At 25.9% G+C, this 17,010-nt stretch carries 11 protein-coding genes; 9 read left to right on the plus strand and 2 right to left on the minus strand.

Annotation, left to right across the window (positions count from 1 at the left end; all coding sequences use genetic code 11):
- The first annotated feature begins 19 nt into the window (after nucleotides 1-19).
- Together BVAVS116_RS03980 and BVAVS116_RS03985 are read left to right on the plus strand one after the other, a co-directional pair.
- Entirely contained in the window at nucleotides 20-1,501 is a 1,482-nt protein-coding gene (locus tag BVAVS116_RS03980; RefSeq protein ID WP_006068996.1) for a hypothetical protein, read from the plus strand.
- A gap of 108 nt (nucleotides 1,502-1,609) precedes the next feature.
- Nucleotides 1,610-2,713, plus strand: a complete 1,104-nt coding sequence (locus BVAVS116_RS03985) for a thymidine kinase (RefSeq protein ID WP_006068328.1) — start codon at nucleotides 1,610-1,612, stop codon at nucleotides 2,711-2,713.
- Here BVAVS116_RS03985 and BVAVS116_RS03990 read toward each other — a convergent pair.
- Nucleotides 2,710-3,339, minus strand: coding sequence for a hypothetical protein (locus BVAVS116_RS03990; protein ID WP_006068903.1), 630 nt, complete (start codon nucleotides 3,337-3,339; stop codon nucleotides 2,710-2,712). The two genes, BVAVS116_RS03985 and BVAVS116_RS03990, sit on opposite strands and share 4 nt — an antisense overlap.
- A 13-nt stretch (nucleotides 3,340-3,352) precedes the next feature.
- A complete protein-coding gene (gene tmk / locus BVAVS116_RS03995; protein WP_006068220.1) occupies nucleotides 3,353-3,961 on the minus strand; it encodes a dTMP kinase in 609 nt (202 codons plus the stop codon).
- A gap of 76 nt (nucleotides 3,962-4,037) precedes the next feature.
- On the opposite strand from tmk, the gene BVAVS116_RS04000 reads away from it, so the two are divergent.
- From BVAVS116_RS04000 to nusA, 7 genes are all read left to right on the plus strand, one after another.
- Nucleotides 4,038-8,444: a translocation/assembly module TamB domain-containing protein gene (locus BVAVS116_RS04000; protein WP_006068368.1), complete on the plus strand. Its 4,407-nt coding sequence runs from the start codon at nucleotides 4,038-4,040 to the stop codon at nucleotides 8,442-8,444.
- 26 nt (nucleotides 8,445-8,470) lie between these two features.
- Complete coding sequence (gene bamA, locus BVAVS116_RS04005; RefSeq protein ID WP_006068260.1) at nucleotides 8,471-10,936, plus strand: outer membrane protein assembly factor BamA; 2,466 nt, start codon at nucleotides 8,471-8,473, stop codon at nucleotides 10,934-10,936.
- 21 nt (nucleotides 10,937-10,957) lie between these two features.
- Nucleotides 10,958-11,491, plus strand: coding sequence for an OmpH family outer membrane protein (locus tag BVAVS116_RS04010; RefSeq protein ID WP_006068560.1), 534 nt, complete (start codon nucleotides 10,958-10,960; stop codon nucleotides 11,489-11,491).
- A 310-nt stretch (nucleotides 11,492-11,801) separates the two neighbouring features.
- On the plus strand, nucleotides 11,802-14,390 hold the full coding sequence (gene mutS, locus BVAVS116_RS04015; RefSeq protein ID WP_006068453.1) for a DNA mismatch repair protein MutS: 2,589 nt from the start codon (nucleotides 11,802-11,804) through the stop codon (nucleotides 14,388-14,390).
- Between the two features lies 1 nt (nucleotide 14,391).
- Complete coding sequence (locus BVAVS116_RS04020; protein WP_006068471.1) at nucleotides 14,392-15,009, plus strand: ComF family protein; 618 nt, start codon at nucleotides 14,392-14,394, stop codon at nucleotides 15,007-15,009.
- Between the two features lie 101 nt (nucleotides 15,010-15,110).
- Entirely contained in the window at nucleotides 15,111-15,548 is a 438-nt protein-coding gene (gene rimP / locus BVAVS116_RS04025; RefSeq protein ID WP_006068349.1) for a ribosome maturation factor RimP, read from the plus strand.
- Between the two features lie 13 nt (nucleotides 15,549-15,561).
- Nucleotides 15,562-17,010 carry a transcription termination factor NusA gene (nusA, locus tag BVAVS116_RS04030; protein ID WP_006068263.1) on the plus strand — a complete coding sequence of 483 codons (1,449 nt, stop codon included), beginning with the start codon at nucleotides 15,562-15,564 and terminating at the stop codon, nucleotides 17,008-17,010.

Consider the following 17,010-nt stretch of genomic DNA (forward strand, 5'->3'; position numbering starts at 1 on the left):
AAGGTTAGGGTAAGTTTTTATGTTTTATTTAAAGATTGGTTTGATTCTTTTTATTTCTATAAACCTAGATGCAATTTCAGTCAAAGAAGATGAAGATATTTCAAGTATTCTTTTTAATGAATCTAAAAATTTTTCCAATTTTCAAAAAGGAATTGACTTAATTTATGGATCTCTTGATTTCAATTTGCTAGCTTCAGACTCTCTTTATGAGCTTGCATTAAAAGAGGATGTTGCTTTAATAGATAAAATTTATTTATTAAAAGAAGCAATTAAAATTAATAACTTTAAAACAACAACTCTTAAAGAAATATACACTTATTATTTTGCCTTGCTTTTAAGGCAAAATGAAAATAAAAACATGTATAAAGAAATTATTACTTTGTATGGAAACTTTAATGAAGAATTGCAAATAGATAAAGATTTAATTTGTATGAGACTTGAGGCTTCTGGAAGACTTGAAAATTTTGGAGATGATTTTAAAAAAATTTTATTTAAAGCTTTTTCCTTGTATGGTAATGATTTTTTATTTTTTAAGTGGTTTTTAAAAGAAGATAGGTTTTTTTTTAGCATTTTTAATACCATTAAATCAAAAGAAGATTTTTTCTTTACAACTGAAAATATTAATTATATATTTAGAAATTCAGATTTTAACTATGACAATTCTGTTTCTTTGTTTTCTTTTCTCAAGGGCAAAATTAAAGAATATAATGGAATTCATGGCATTTATTTTTTAAAATACAAACTTTTAGAACCTGCTGAAGCTTATAAAATTTTTAAAAAATTTCCTCCTAAAACAATAAGTGAATATAAAATGTTTTATGATCTTTTAGAGGATCCTGACATGAAGAGTAAATTTTTAGAAGATTATAAAAGTTTATCAGGGATTTATTGTATTGATAATAAAAATAATATTGTCATACTCAAAGATGGAGTTTTAGTAGGTATTTTTTCAGGAATAGTAGATTTTGGCAATAAATTTAGTTTAAATAGCAAATTTTTAAATAAAATTTATTTTAAAGACAAGTCTCCAGTTTATTATGAGAATAGTTTACTTGGTTATAAAATAAATTATTCTGTTTACCCTTACGTTGATATGATTGAGGTTCAATACTCTGATAAAAGGGATGTTTATGTTTTTGCTTTACATACTTTTAAGTTTAATCTTTTTAACAATTTAGGCTACGATTTAAATAATCTTGGAATCAGAGAGTTGTTCTTAATTAACATTGAAGATTTTTTTCTACCCACTGCTTTAAATTTATTTTTTGAAAAAATTTCTGTTTTAGATATTAGATCAAGTTTAATAAGTAAAAAAAAATATTTGGGATCTAATTTAGTAGAAATTAAAAATTATGTGTTTGGAAGTTTAGTTTCAATTTATAGAAAAGTTAATGGTTCTAAAAAATTTAATTATATTGAAATTTATGAGAAGAATAAATTAAAAATAAAGAAAACTTTGTTGGATGATGATTGTTTTGAAAGTTATTATTCTTTTAAATGATAACTTCAATAGAAGTCTTGATTATTAATTTTTAGTTTTTTAATGTTAATATTTTTTTGATGCTTTTTATTTATATAATTGAAGTTGAATTTACTTCGGGGAGGATTTTTGGGCTTTTGTTTAGATTTTTCTAGTAAAGAAGATACTCAATTTAGTAACATTGTGTCTATTAGTCATTTTGATTTTAAAGTGAAAATAAATTTAATTCTTGTAGTTGGGCCTATGGGAAGTGGAAAAACAGAATATGCTGCAAAAATTTATAAAGATTCGCTTGTTGTAAGAAAAAAATCTTTAAAGGTGTTGGGTAATATTATTAAAGGAAATAGGAGCAGGGTTAATGTCTTTTTTATTAGAAATTTTCTCGACAAGAGGAGATTTCAGGATTATCCAGAAAATGTAATACCATACAGAGGTGGTGGAAAAGATAAAATTGATGAGATTGGTTTTGCCAGCAATTCTTTTGATATTGAAAACCTAATAGCTTCTAATCCTAGTTGTGGTACTTTTATTATTGATGAGGCATGTTTTTATGATGAACGTTTAATTTTTGTTTTAAATAAAATTTCGTCAAATGAGAATATTTTATTTATATTGCCCACATTGCTTTATAATTTTAGAAAAGAATCTTTTAATGATACTGCTAAACTTTTAGTAGAATATTCAGATAAAATTTATAAGCTTGGAGCTTATTGTGGGCACATTGATTGCATGGAAGAATCTTTTTTTTCGTATAGGTATTATTTTTATAACAACAAAGAAATTCCAGCTCCTTATTTTGATCCTTTGCTTATTGTTGGTGGTGATGAAGAGATTGAATCTGCTATTTACCCAAATTATGCTACAAGATGTTCAATGCATCATTATCTTGTGGGCAAGGAGTATTTTTTTTCTTTTTTAAAGCCATTTGCTTTACTGTATTCACAAGGAGATAAAAAATTTCTTGAAAATGAAATCATAACGTTAAGCACTGATGTTGAAAATTCTAATTTTGTAAATTCTTTAAATAATGAAAAAGCGTGTGAATTTAGAACTGAAATTTTAAAAAATATTTTAGAATTACCTTTTTTAGCGGAAAGAGCGTTAATAACTCTTTTTTCAGAATATAGCATCTTGAGTAAAGATAATTTTAAAGATCTTGTTTTTAAGTTTTCTTTAAATAAGGATTATATAAATAAAATTTTTTTTTCCAAAGAGGGCAAAGAATTTTTTTAATAATAGTTCGAACTTTTTTCAAAAAATTCTTTAGTTTCGTCAATTCTTAGTAGTTCTTTTTTAATAATGTCGTAGTAATCTAACTTTTTAAGAGAAATTTTATGATATTCGTTTTCCCAGTTTGTTATTCCATCGTTTACTAGTTTAATAGACTTGTAATTTTCAAGTTTTTTGTGGTATTTTAGTGCTTCATTGTAGTAGTTAATAGCCATTTTATATAATTTTTTTGATTTTTCTAGATTGAGAATAATTCCATTTTTTTCTGGAGTTTTGAAAAAATATAAATTTCTTGTGTCAAATAAATCTCCCAAATATAAATTTTGCTTAACTAGGAGCAGATTTACGTGCATTTTGAAAAGAAGTTTATATTTTGTCCACTGTTCTTTTGTTTCTATTTTAGTTAGTGAGTATCTTGGATTTCCAAATGGGTATTTTAAAGCTTTTTGAAGAAAAAATATATTTTTTTTGTAGTTTTCAGGTTTTTTTTTCATTTGAGCATTAAAGATTACATACCATTGTTCTGCATAATAAAATTTAGACGATGCATTTATCTTTGCAACTGTTATTAGAAGAAGTAAAATTAGATTGATTTGGAAAGTAGCACTTTTAAAAATATAATTAATCATATGATTAATTATATTAGAATTTTATTAGATTAAAAATTTTTTTTGCGTTTTTATCTAAATCACCTTTTATTGAATTGTTAATGTAAATTACATTAATTTTTTTTTCTAGTTTTTTAAATATTTTTAAGTATTTAAGAGCAATTTGTTCAAAAGTTTTGTATCTTTCAAGTTCAAAAAGATCACTTTGTGTTCTATGTTTTTGTATTCTTTCATAAGCTAAGTTTGGCTCTATTTCAATAAAGAATACTTTTTCAGGTAATGGAAAATTTTTATTTAATTCATATCCCAATTTTCCTTGATAGGCAATTGATGAGAATAAATAGCGGTCAGTTATTATTTTTATGGATTTTGTGTTTAAAGTTTCTAGTATTCCCCCCTTTTTATATAAATGGTCGTTTCGATCTGCCGCATAAAGATATGCAAATGTTGATTCTTGTAAAGGATTTTTAAAATTCATTAATTGCTCTTTTATCATTTCTCCAATTATTCCGCTTGATGGTTCTTTTGTAAAATAATATTTTGATTCATCGTTGCAAAGAGTTTTTAGTTTATTGGTGATGCTTGTTTTCCCACTCCCATCAATTCCTTCTATGCAATAAAAGTTTTTTAATATTTTAATCACAAATATTTTTTCCTTTCTTTAGAGCCAGTAATTAGGTTATTGATAATTATTATATAATAAAATTATATATGAGTGTATGGATTTGGGGTTTTTGAAAAATAAGACATTTTTATTCTTGATTTTACCATTTTTTGCTTTTGTTTTAATAATTTTTTCCATTAATCTATTTGTTCAAGTTCAAATTTATTCTGCAAAGTTTTTTGTTGTAAAATATTTTGAATCAAAATTTGGCTTTAGAATTAAATATGATAAAATTTCGCCATATTTTTTATCATCTATCAAAATAGACGGTTTAGAGCTAAGCTTGGATGGAAAAGATAAAATATTAATGGATGTTGTTAGAGTAGATTTAAATTTGTTTAAACTAATTTTAGGTGATGAAAATATTATTTTAAATGTTTATGTTAAAGGGAGTAATTTGAATTTTGATATAAACGATTTTAGTTTATCCGATGATTTAAATTCTAACAGTGTCTATTTAGACAATGAAAATGTAATTTTAAGTAAAATTTTAAACTATCTTGATAGATTAAATATTAATTTAGAGAATATCAATATTAATATTAAGCTCAACAAGAATAATAGTTGGTTGAGTTTTAAAGTTAAAAATTTTTCCTTAAGTACCCTAGATGAAGATTTTTTATTTAGTTCTGTAGTTGATTTTAGTGCTGTTAAAAATTTAGAAATTAATTTGCCGTCTAAAAGAGTTGATGATGGAATTTTAGATTCAACTTTCTATTTTGAGGGGAAATTCAAAAAAGGTTTTGAGGATGGTTATGTTAATTTTAGTTTTTTTGAATTTAAAACAAACTATTTTTCTTTGCTTGAGCAAGGATTTCAAATAAATTATTCAAAAGGAAATTTAAAAATTTTTAATTTACAAAGGGATAATTTAGATTTTAATTTAAGTTATGACAAATCTAATGATTTTATTCGGTTAGATGCTTTATTTTTCAATGTCAATCTTTTAAATTGGATTAATTTAAACAAAAACTTTGAAGTTTATAAAGATTATTTTGATATAAGTTTAAATGGTCAGTTGGCATTTTCTTATGATTTTAAAAATAAAGATTTAAGATACGCAGGAATAATAGATTCTTCTTTAAATGTAGATACTATAGGTAAAGAAATTCAAGGTTTACAACTTGAAATCAAGGGGAATGATGACATTGTGAGCGTTAAAAATGCTTTTTTAAAGCTTAAAAGAGGAGTTGTAAACTATAAAGGTTATTATTCTTTAAAGGACTTACTTCCAATAGGACGTCTTAACTTTAAGTCTGCAAAAATTTTAAATTTTAACGACCTAAATGGATATTTGGATTTTAAGAAAGATAAAAATATTTTTTCAGTTAAATCTGATAATTTTAACCTTGGAAATCTTAATTTCCAAAATTTAAGTTTAAAAACTTATTTTTTAAAGGATAAAGTTTTTATTGACTATTTGATTTACTTAGAAAATAAAAATTCTCAAATTTCTTTAAAAGGCGATCTTAATGATGAGGAACTTTCTTTAAGTTTAGGCATTAAAGAGTTTCCTTTGCTTTTTTTAAAAGAAGTTATTCCTAGTTCTTACTTAATAAATTTTTTCCCCCAAACTTTATTTTCAGGTAAATATTTAAATTTAGTTTCTGATTTTAATTTCAATAAATTTGATTATCATAAAAATAGATTAAAAAAATTCAATTTCGTAGTATTTTCAAAGTTAGATAATTTTAAATTCATGCTTGATGCTAGTGGAGAGAAGAATTTTTACAAATCAAACAACTTTGATTTGCAGTACAATGATTACAATTTGCATTCCAGTTTGTTTGTTAAGCTATTTGAAAGTGGGTTTAATGTTAGCACGAATTTTTCTTATTTGGATAAAAATTATCCTTTGCATTTTAATGTTAATCTTAAAAATAAGGTTATTGTTGCCGAATCTCCTCTTGGCATTAAATTAGATTTCAATTATTTCAATTCTAAAATAGTTTATACTCTTAATGTTAATGGTTTTAAGGTTTATAATAAAACCTCTGATCTTTTAATAAATATAAATTTTCATGGAAACTATTTAAGTCTTAATGACGATTTGAAATTCAAAATAGATAAATTTAATATAATAAAAGCTTCTAAAATACCCTCTTATAATTTTAATTTTGATTTTAAGGGTTTATATGAATATGATAAATTGTACATTTTTGATGTTAAATTTATAAACAAACTTTCAAATTTGCAAGGATATGGACAATTCAATTTAAAAGATAATTTTAATGGAAGTTTAAATCTATTTTCTAGTCTAAATTCAGAGCGATATTTTTTAGGGATTAATTCCGATGAACATGGAAGTTATTTTTTGCTTAAATTTCAAGACTTAGATTTTTACAATTTTAATTCTTTGTCCCTTTTAGAAGGAAAGGTTAGTGGTAATTTTTTGCTAAATTTTAAAAAGAATGATTTTAAAAATTATTCTTTGAGTGGATATCTTGAGGCTAATAAATTAACTTTATTGGGCATTCCTGTACAGTTTTCTCTGAATTTAGGATTATTGGATAATAAGCTTAACATATATGATATAAAAGCCAAGCGAAATAAAAAAGAGTTTCTTACTGGTAGTCTGAGATATGATTTAAGCAGTTCTATAGGTGTATCTAATATGGTTTTTAATAGTGACTTGTTTTCTTATAAGTTTAATGCAAATTTTAGAAACTTTGAAAGTAGGGATAAAGAGCGATTTGGAGTTTTGAAAACTAAAACAGAGGGTGAATTTTCCTTTAGGGATATTAAATATAAAAATGAGTTTTTATCTAATCTTACTGTTGAATTTAGTAATGATTTTGAAAAATTTAATTTGGCTTCAATTGATTATGACCTTATTAATGTTTCATACCATTATGGTAGTGGAGAATATAGCTTTATTTTAAAAGATTATTTGCCTCTTAGTTTTAATTCATCAGGCAAAATAATAAAAAATAAAATTCTTGGAAATGTCAGAGATATTAAATTTGATTCAAAAATAATCACCAAAGATTTTTTAGATTCACATTCTTTATTTAATATTGACAAGCATTTCATTCTTTATGATCTTGTTTTAAATGGTGAATTTAATATTGATGGGGATTTACATAATCCTAACATTAATGGAAGTTTAAATATTCAAAAAGGATCAATGAGTACCGAGTATTTAAGAGCTTCTAGAAAATTTGGTGGTGATAGAACTTTAGAAATATTTGATATTCCAGTTAAAATTCAAGATAATAAAATTATTTTTAGTAATGATTTTGACTTAGATCGATATTCTAAGGCTTTTGTTTCTACTAGTTTAAATTTGAATTTTTTAAGTGATACTATTATTGATTATTACAAAATAGATATTAATGTATCTGGTAGAACGGGGGCTCCTATTAAGTTTGACAAGATTGCTTTAAGCTTTACAGGTTATGCTTTAGGCAATTTCTCAATTGAAGGAAATGCTGATGAAATTATGTTTGAGGGCATTTTAAATATTTCAAATGCTTGGGTTTATTCTCTTGAAAGTTCTATTGTTGATTTATTAATAAATCCCTTCAAGCGATCAAAAAGAGCGCAAACAAGCGATGTTAATGTTCGAGATTTTGATATTTTGACCCATCTCGAGATAAATTTTGATAGCGGTGTTACTTTTCATTGGCCAGATAGTAATATTTCGTTTTTACAAGCTACTATTTCAAGAGGAGATAAGCTTGTAATAAAATCTGATACAAAAACAGATGATTTTATTCTTAAAGGGGATTTGAATATTGCAAATGGTTTTGTTAATTATAATAATAAAAAATTTATCTTTAAAAGTGGTGCTTATATATCCTTTAATGAGAGCAGAATTAAATTTGATCCATGGGTAAAAGCAGAGGCTACAAATACTATTAAAGATAGAAATGATAAACTGCTTGTTACAATAAGTATTGATAGTCCTTTAAGTTTGTGGAAAATTGAGTTTACGTCTTATCCTTTTAGAACTGAACAGGAGATTAAATATTTGCTCTCAGGCTCAACAATGGGAGGTTTTGAAGAGGGGGGATTGCGATCGGCAGGGACTAATGCTGCTGAAATGGCAATTGGAATAGTAAGTGATATTGCTCTTGATTTTTTAATTCAACCCATTGAAGATTATATGCGTTCTGTATTAGACTTAGATTTGTTGAGTATAAAGACAGATATATTGAAGAATTCTATTAATAGTAATTTTTTTAAAATTGGAAATCCTACTTTTGTTGATGTTCTTGACAATACAAGCGTTAAGGTAGGGAAATATCTTGTAGAGGGTGTTTTTATTAGCGGAGGCTTTGGTTTTTTGAAAGAGCAAATGACTCCTTTTTCAAAAGATTTGAATTTTGTTATTAATTTGGGTATTGAGTTTGATTCTCCATTTTTTTTGGTTAATTATGAGTTTGATTACAATTTTATGAAAAAAGGTTTAGATGGAATAGGAAATAATATAGGTATTTCCTGGAAATTTAGATATTAAATTGTTAATAGGTTAAGGTGGGTAAGATGGGTTCAATTAGAGGTTTGTTTTTTGTAAGCTTTTTAATGTTTTTTAATGTTTTTAGTTTTGGTCAAGTTGAAAATTACAAAGGGAAAATAATAAAGGGTATTAATTTTGAAGGACTTAAAAATAAGAAAGAGGTAGATTTTATTAATATTTTAAAACCTTATATCGGTACGGCATATTCTAATGAAATTTTTGATAAATTGCAAATTGATCTTTATTCCCTTGATTATTTTTTGGGGCTTATTAAACCAATGTTTAAAATAGATGGAGAGGATCTTTTTATCACATTTATTGTAAAAGAAAAATCTTTGGTTAATTCTGTTGTTTTTTCTGATAGCAGTAAAGTTTTTTGGAATAGTGAACTTGTTGAAAAGGTGAATATTAAGGTTAATGAGCCTTTAAATCTTGCAAATGTTAATAAAGGTCTTGAAAAACTTGAAGAGATGTATAAAGACATGGGATATCTTGATGTTTCTGTAAATTTTGAAATTAAAGAAGAAGAAAATTTGGTTGATATTATTTTTAATATAGTATCCGGACCCAAATATATTATTAAAGGTATTGACTTTGAAGGAAATTTAAGCTTTAAAAGTAGTACTTTGAGAAAATCTTTAGCATCAAGAGTAGTATCTCTTTTTTCAGATGGTAAATATTTAAAAAGTAATATTGACAAGGATAAACGTCAACTAGAGTCTTTTTATAAAAATAATGGATATATTGATGTTAAGATTATCAGTAGTACTGTTGATATTAAAGATTCTCTTAAAGATTCCCAAAGATTAGAAAAGGAAGTTTTTTTGAAATATTTCATTTCAGAAGGTAATGTTTTTAAATTTGGAAAGCTTGAAATTTTTGGTAATTTAGTTTTTAGTTTGGAAGAATTAAAAAGTTTTATTACCTTTAAGGAAGGTGATATTTTTAATAATTCTAAATTTGAGCAAGATTTTACCAAAATTAAGGAAAGTTATTTTAAAGAGGGATATATTTTTACAGAAATTATTCCTTCACAAAAGATAAGGGGAGAGTTTGTTGATTTTTTAATTAAAATTTTAGAAAAGGATAAAGCGCATATTGAGTCTATTACTGTTTCTAAAAATAAGAATACTGCTTCTCATGTGATACTTAGAGAAATTCCCCTGCAAGAGGGAGATGTTTTTAGTTTGGATAAGTTTAAGATAGGAATGGTGAATTTACAACAGCTTGGTTATTTTTCGAATGTAGTCCCCGATATTGTTCCAAGTAATACGGAAGGGCTTATGAGAATAAATTTAAACATTGAGGAACGAGCAACAAGTAATTTCGGATTTGGTATGAATTTTGGAGGCAGTTCAAATTCTTCGTTTCCGTTCTCAGTATTTGGTCAATGGGAGCTTTCTAATTTTTTGGGCGAAGGTTATTATTTTGCTGCAAGACTTAATTTATCTTTTTTAGAGCAAAGTCTTAGTTTGACATTTAGGGATAATTGGTTTTTTCAAAAAAGATGGACCGTAGGTGGATTTATAGATTTTTCACATTCTGTTAATACTGCTTATCAGGATATTAATGGACCTATTTTTTCTGGCAAAAGGGAAGTTCCCGATCCATTTACAAGTTGGGAAGAATATCGAGATGCTAAAAGCTTTTCTGATTTTAATGCGATGAATTATTCTTTGCTTAAACTTAGTTTTGGGGGGTTTACAGGGTATACTTTTTCTAATTATCTTGGTAAGCAAACTCTTCTTGGTACTTTACAAACCGCTTTAAAATATGTTTTTTATGATAATGAGGTTAACAGACCTTCAAATTATTATTTAAGAGATAATTACAAAACTTTTAGATTTGAAAATTCTCTTAGTTTGAGTGCGGCTTGGGATACAAGAAATTCTACTTCTTTATCTAATAACGGATTTTTGCTTAAGCAGCAGTTTGATTTTTTCGGTGGATTTTTGTTTGGGCAGAGTCATTTCATTAAATCTGCTACAACCTTTGAGAGATATTTTTCTCTCTTAGGATATGAGGATGTGTTTACTCCTTATTTTGATATTATTTTGACCTTAAGGAGCGTCTATTCAAATATATTGCCTCCTCTTGGTAATGGTTTTGAAATTGAAATTCAACCTCATCATCACATATTTCTTAGTGAAAATTTTATGCAGGCTAGAGGTTGGGGAATTTTAAAAAATATTTACAGTTCCTTTGTAAATACTGTTCAAATATCTATTCCTTTGTTAAAAAATATTTTAGTTTGGGATGTTTTTTTCATAGATTTTGCTTCTTATTCTTTAGAGGGGCAAGAAAATTCTTTATTTAGACCTTTTAGTAGTTTTGCTTTTAGCTGGGGAACTGGAATTAGAAGTCTTTTGCCTCAGTTGCCGCTGTCTTTTGTAATAGCTTATCCTTTTTATTTTGATAATGATAAAGTTAACAGTTATTACAAATATTTTTCTGGATTTAAATTTTTCTTAGGAATTGAGATGAGATATTAATATAATACTATGGAGAAGTTTGTGTTTTTTTTGATTTTACCATTGTTTTTTTTATTGTCTTTTAATGTTTTTTCAATAGATGTTATTAAAATAGGCATTGTTGATTTTGATAGAATTATTATTGAAGTTTTAAATCCTCAATTGAAAGCTAATCTTGATCAAATAAAAAATCGATATCAAGAACAAATAAATACGTTAAATTTAGAGCTTAAAAATTTAAAACAGATGTATGATAAGTCAATTGCTGATAATGACTTAGATAATGCAAGATCTTATGGAAATCAATATAATTTAAAAGTTGATGAATTAAAGAGAGTGTCTAGTTTAGCAAAAAATAATTTAGAACAGCAAAGATTGGTCAATATTAATAGTTTAAATAATAATAGTGAATCTTTAAGCAAAATACTTCGTGGTATTCAATATGTTGCAGAAATTAATGGGTTTTCTTTGATTATGAAAAAAAATAATCCGTATATTCTTTATCATAACAGTACTGTTGATATAACAGACAATGTTGTTAAGCATCTTTTGGAAAAGGACAATAAAAATCCTTAAGACTTTTCCTTATTTTTAAATTTTTCATTTTTAGTTTTTTAATATTTTTTTAAGTATTAAATATTTTTAGAGTTTTTTTATTTTCTTTAAATGTAACTTAAACAAAAAATTATTGCTTATTATGAATTTTTTTGTAAATTTTTTTAAAATCAATTGAATTTAAAACAACAGACTTGCTAACAGCTAGATTGCTTATAATTACACAAAACATTGCTTTTAAGATCTTTTTCTTGTTTTATATTCTTTCTTTTTAATTGAATTATATTTATTTTATAATATCAATTATAATTCAATATTATTTAGGAATCATATGGAAAAAAATGTTACCCCAATGATGAGGCAGTACTTAGATATCAAAAAAAAATATAAAGATGCAATAATTTTTTTCAGAGTAGGAAGTTTTTATGAAATGTTTTTTGACGATGCAATTGAGGCAAGTAAGCTTCTTAATTTAACATTGACAAAAAGAGAAAATGTTCCAATGTGTGGAGTGCCTTACCATACTAGTAAGGAATATATAAGAAAATTAATTTTATTTGATAAAAAGGTTGCAATTTGTGAACAATCGTCTAATTCTACTTCTGGGGGACCTTTAGAAAGAGAAGTTGTTGAGGTAATAACCCCGGGAGTTATTATTGATGAAGATTTTTTAAATGATGATGTTAATAATTATTTAGTTGCTATTAGTGATTATAATAATTATTATTCGTTTTCTTATATAGATTTATCTACTTCTAGTCTTGGAGTAATGTTTTATGAGAATAGTTTTTTTGAAAAACTTAAAAGGGATCTTGAGAAATATTCTCCTAAAGAGATAATAGTTTCTGAAAACTTTTATTATGAGTATTTAGATAAGCTTAATCTTAATCGATTTTTAATTAACAAAGTGCCCAACTGGCATCTTGATAAAGATGTTGCAATAAAAACAATAAAGGAGCATTTTAACATACTTGGATTGAGCTCTCTTGGATTTGATGAAGAGAAACCTTATTACATTTCAATTTTTCTCATTATAAATCATATAAAAAATAATTTAAAAAATTTATTAAGTAATATTGATAAAATAGATATTAATAATGATTCTTCGTATATGTTTCTTGATGATGTAACTCAAGTGAATCTTGAACTTGTAAAAAATAATAATGATTTTTCTTCTCAGTATTCATTATATTCTGTGCTAAATGATTGCAAAACTGCAATGGGAAAAAGACTTTTGAGGGAATTTATTTTAAATCCAATTTTAAATATTTCTGAGATTAATACTAGGCTAGATCATGTTGAATTTTTTTGCAAAAATATTAGCTTGACTGTGACTTTAAGAGAGGCTTTTATTAATATATGGGATATTGAGAGAATAATATCTAGAATTCAGATGAAAAGATATATTAAAAAAGATTTTTTATTTATTGAAAAAGCCCTTTCTGTATTTTTTTCGGTAAAAAAATTATTTGATAAGCATAATTTTGATTATTGGATTTTTGATAAATTTGAAGAGGATAGTGCCTCTAAAGTTTATTTTTTGATAAACAGTGCAATTTCAAGCTCATCTGATGAACTTATTAAAAGAGGTTATGATTTAAAGCTTGATAGTTTGAAAGATTTAAAGATTAATGCAAATAAATATATTGATGAATATCTTGAATCAGAGAGACTGTTTAGCAAGATCAATAATTTAAAGATTAGAAAAACTAATAATAGAGGATTATTTTTTGAAGTTACAAAGAGTAATTATGCCCAAGTGCCATCTCATTTTATAGAAAGTCAAACTTTAAATTCTGCAAAAAGATATAAAACAGAAAAACTTATTTCTCTTGAAGTGGATATTAATAATGCTGAAGACAATGTAGTTGCTTTTGAGCAGGAAATTTTTGATGAAATAGCATCAAATGTTGTTAAGCATAATAAAGTTCTTAAAAAGGTTTCAGAATTTTTTGCATATATTGATTTAGTTGTTAATTTTGGTTATTTGGCAAAAAAAAATGAATATAAAAGACCTGTGTTGACAGGCGATAAAGAAATATTTCTTGACAAGTCTCGTCATCCTGTTGTTGAGCACTATGTGAAAAACACCGAAATCTTTACTGAAAATTTTGTAAGAATTGATAAAGAAAGGCATTTTTGTTTAATTACTGGTCCTAATATGGCAGGTAAATCAACTTATTTGCGTCAGGTGGCTTTAATTACTCTAATGGCACATATAGGATCTTTTGTGCCAGCTTCTAAGGCTATAATAGGTATTACAGATAAAATTTTTTGCAGAATCGGAGCAAGCGACAATATTGCCAAAGGGGAATCCACTTTTTTGGTTGAAATGAACGAAACGGCTAATATTTTAAGAAATGCGACAGAAAAGAGTTTGATAATTATGGATGAAGTTGGAAGAGGTACTAGTACAAATGATGGGCTTGCTATTGCTTATTCTATTATAGAATATATTTTAGATCACATTAAAGCTAGAAGTTTGTTTGCCACGCATTTTCATGAACTATCGGCCATTAATCATAAAGCTTTTATTAATCTTTCAATGAAAATTGAAAAGCAGGGCAACGATCTTATTTTCTTAAGAGAAGTTGAAGAAAAGCCATCTCTTAATTCTTACGGGATTTATGTCGCTCGCATAGCAGGACTTCCTTTAAGGGTAGTAGATAGAGCTAGTATTATCTTAGAAAGTTTGCTCACTCGAAAGGATAGCTCTTGTTTAGAATTTCTTTCTTATGGTTCTTCTGATAGTTATGATAAAGAGGTCTTGAAAAATGATGCTGATGTTAATGTTAAATTAAATGAGTATCTAGAGTTGAAAAATTTTATTTCTAATATAGATATTAATAATATTACCCCTTTTCAATCAATTGAGCTGCTAAATCAAATTGTTTTAAAAGTTGTTTCGCAGTCCAGTTAATATGAATTATTTAAATGTTTTAAAAAGTATATTTTTGCCTTTTTGTGTTTTTTGTGGGAAAAGATATGTATCTTCTAATGCTCTTTGTGATCAATGTAAATCGCTTTTTAATTTTAAAATTCAATTTGATGAAAATTTGATTTATTTTTTTGAATACAAAGAGCAATATAAATCTTTAATTTTGTCTTATAAAAGAGATGGTCAAAAGTCAATTGGTAGATTTTTAGCAAGTGAAATTGCTAAATGTTTGAGTAATATTGAATTTGATCAAATAGTAACTGTTCCTTGCAGCTTTAAAAGAAAATTATTTTATGGTTTTGATCACATGGAATATATTGGTATTTTATTAAGCCGTTTTGGTTTTGATTATATAAATGTTTTTTCAAGAAAGTATGGAAAAAGTCAGAAGTTAATGAGAGGAAATCTCAGATTTAGAAATCTTGAAAATAAAATTAAATTAAAATCAAAGTATAAAAATTTTCAATTTAAAAAGATTGTTTTGCTTGATGATATTGTTACTACAGGAACATCTATGCGTATTTGTGAAGATCTTATTGTACAATTTGGAGCCTATAAGGTGATAAGGTTTTCATTGGCCAAATCTTATAATTTGGTTTAATATTGACATTATTTTTTCTAAGTGTTAACCTTGATTTAAGGTTTAGTTATGTATTTAATAAGGTTCTTTCAAAAAGAACCTTATTATTTTTAGGAATGTAGTTGATTGAACATTTTGACAAAAATAATGAAGTTTATAATTTGATAAAAAATTTAACAGAACGTGCAAATATTGAAATATTAGAAATTAATGTTTTTAAAAATAAAAATAGTGGAAAAATTCAAATAGTTCTTTATAGTAAGAATTTTTCTTTAGGTATCGATTTGCTTACTGATTTACACAAGATGATTTTATTAATTTTGGAAGCAAATCTTAAATATAGTTTTACTTTGGAACTTTCTACACCAGGAATAAATAGAAAAATAAAAAGTGACAAAGAGTTTCAAATTTTTGAAGGTAAAAAGATTAAGTTGATGCTAGATAATGAATTTGAAGAGGGTTTGATATTAAAATCAAAATCAAAAAGTTTTATTTTTAAAACAGATAGCAAAGAATTAAATGTTTTTTATAGTGATGTTAAGAAGGCTAGATTAGTTTAAGGAGGAAGTTTGGATGATAAAGGGCACGGGACATATGATTGTAAGCATTGCAAATGATCGCAGTATGAGTATAGATTCTATTAGAAAAACAATTAAAGAATCAGTATTGATAGCTTATAAAAAGTATTTTGGAAGCAACGAGAATGCTTTTGTTAAATTTGATGATGATACGGGAGATTTGATAGTTTATGCAAAAAAGAAAATTGTAGAAGAGGTGAAAGATTCTTTTCTTGAAGTATTAGAAAAAGATATTTCAAAGGAAAATTTTGTAGAAGATGGCTATGCTTACATTGAAATTAATCCCAAGGTTTTTGACAGGCTTTCTATTCAGGTTGCAAAGCAAAGAACTAAAAATGATTTACAAGGAATTGAGGATAATGAAATTTTATCAGAATTTAAAAGCAAGTTAAATAAAGTTGTTATTGGGTATGTTCAGCAAAATAGAAATGGTGATCTTTATGTTAATCTTGGTAATACGGATGGTATAATCCCTAAGAAGTATCAGTCGCCAAGAGAAGTTTACAATCTTAATGATAAGATTAGAGTTTTAGTTTATAATGTCAAAAAGGGTAAAAATGGTATTGAAGTTATTCTTTCTAGAACCCATCCAAAATTTATTGAAGAGCTTTTAGCACTTGAAATTCCTGAAATCGAAGAAGGTGTTATTAAGATTCATAAAATAGTTCGTGATCCGGGTTACAGAATCAAAGTTGCTGTTTATTCTGAAAAAGAAGAAATTGATCCTGTTGGCCCTTGTATAGGGCAAAAAGGAGTTAGAATTCAATCTATAATTAAGGAGCTTGAAGGAGAAAAAATCGATATTATTCCTTATAGTAAAGACATTAAAGAATTTATAAAGGATTCCTTGACTCCTTCAAAGATAGAGCATGTTTATATTCTTGACGAGGATTTACATAAGGCTTTAGTAGTTGTTAGCGACGATCAACTTTCCCTTGCTATAGGTAAAATGGGTCAAAATGTTAGACTTGCTAATAGACTTCTTGACTGGGCTATTGATGTTAAAACTAGCAGTCAATTCGCAAAAATGAAAGCTAATTCGGAGTTTAAGCAAGAAACACTTGAAATGTTTGATAAAGTTATGCAAGATGTTGTTGAAGAGGAACAATTTGAAGAGATTAGCAAAATAAGTGATCTTAAATTACTCGATCCTTCTGTGATTTCTAATTTATCAAAAGAGGGTCTTAATGATATTAACAATTTTTTACAAGCGGATGAGGGATTGCTTTTTAATCTTGGGATAAGTTATGAAAAACAAGAAGAAATTAACAAAATATTAAAAGAGGGAATGATAATAATTGCCAATGATAATGATGAGTCTATAGGAAAGGTTGAAGAAGATGAAGTACTTCTTTGTCCTGAATGTGGTGTTGTTATTAATGAAAATATGACCTCCTGTCCGGGTTGTAAAATAGGGCTTAGTTTTGAGTTTGAGGAGGAGTAA

The organism is Borreliella valaisiana VS116 (assembly GCF_000170955.2).
Taxonomy (GTDB): Bacteria; Spirochaetota; Spirochaetia; order Borreliales; family Borreliaceae; genus Borreliella; species Borreliella valaisiana.

Bases quoted from the DNA above. Each gene is read 5' to 3' on its own strand.
- BVAVS116_RS03980 (WP_006068996.1), top strand. From the start codon at position 20: ATGTTTTATTTAAAGATTGGTTTGATTCTTTTTATTTCTATAAACCTA.
- BVAVS116_RS03990 (WP_006068903.1), bottom strand. From the start codon at position 3,339: ATGATTAATTATATTTTTAAAAGTGCTACTTTCCAAATCAATCTAATT.
- BVAVS116_RS04000 (WP_006068368.1), top strand. From the start codon at position 4,038: ATGGATTTGGGGTTTTTGAAAAATAAGACATTTTTATTCTTGATTTTA.
- bamA (WP_006068260.1), top strand. From the start codon at position 8,471: ATGGGTTCAATTAGAGGTTTGTTTTTTGTAAGCTTTTTAATGTTTTTT.
- mutS (WP_006068453.1), top strand. From the start codon at position 11,802: ATGGAAAAAAATGTTACCCCAATGATGAGGCAGTACTTAGATATCAAA.
- BVAVS116_RS04020 (WP_006068471.1), top strand. From the start codon at position 14,392: ATGAATTATTTAAATGTTTTAAAAAGTATATTTTTGCCTTTTTGTGTT.
- nusA (WP_006068263.1), top strand. From the start codon at position 15,562: ATGATAAAGGGCACGGGACATATGATTGTAAGCATTGCAAATGATCGC.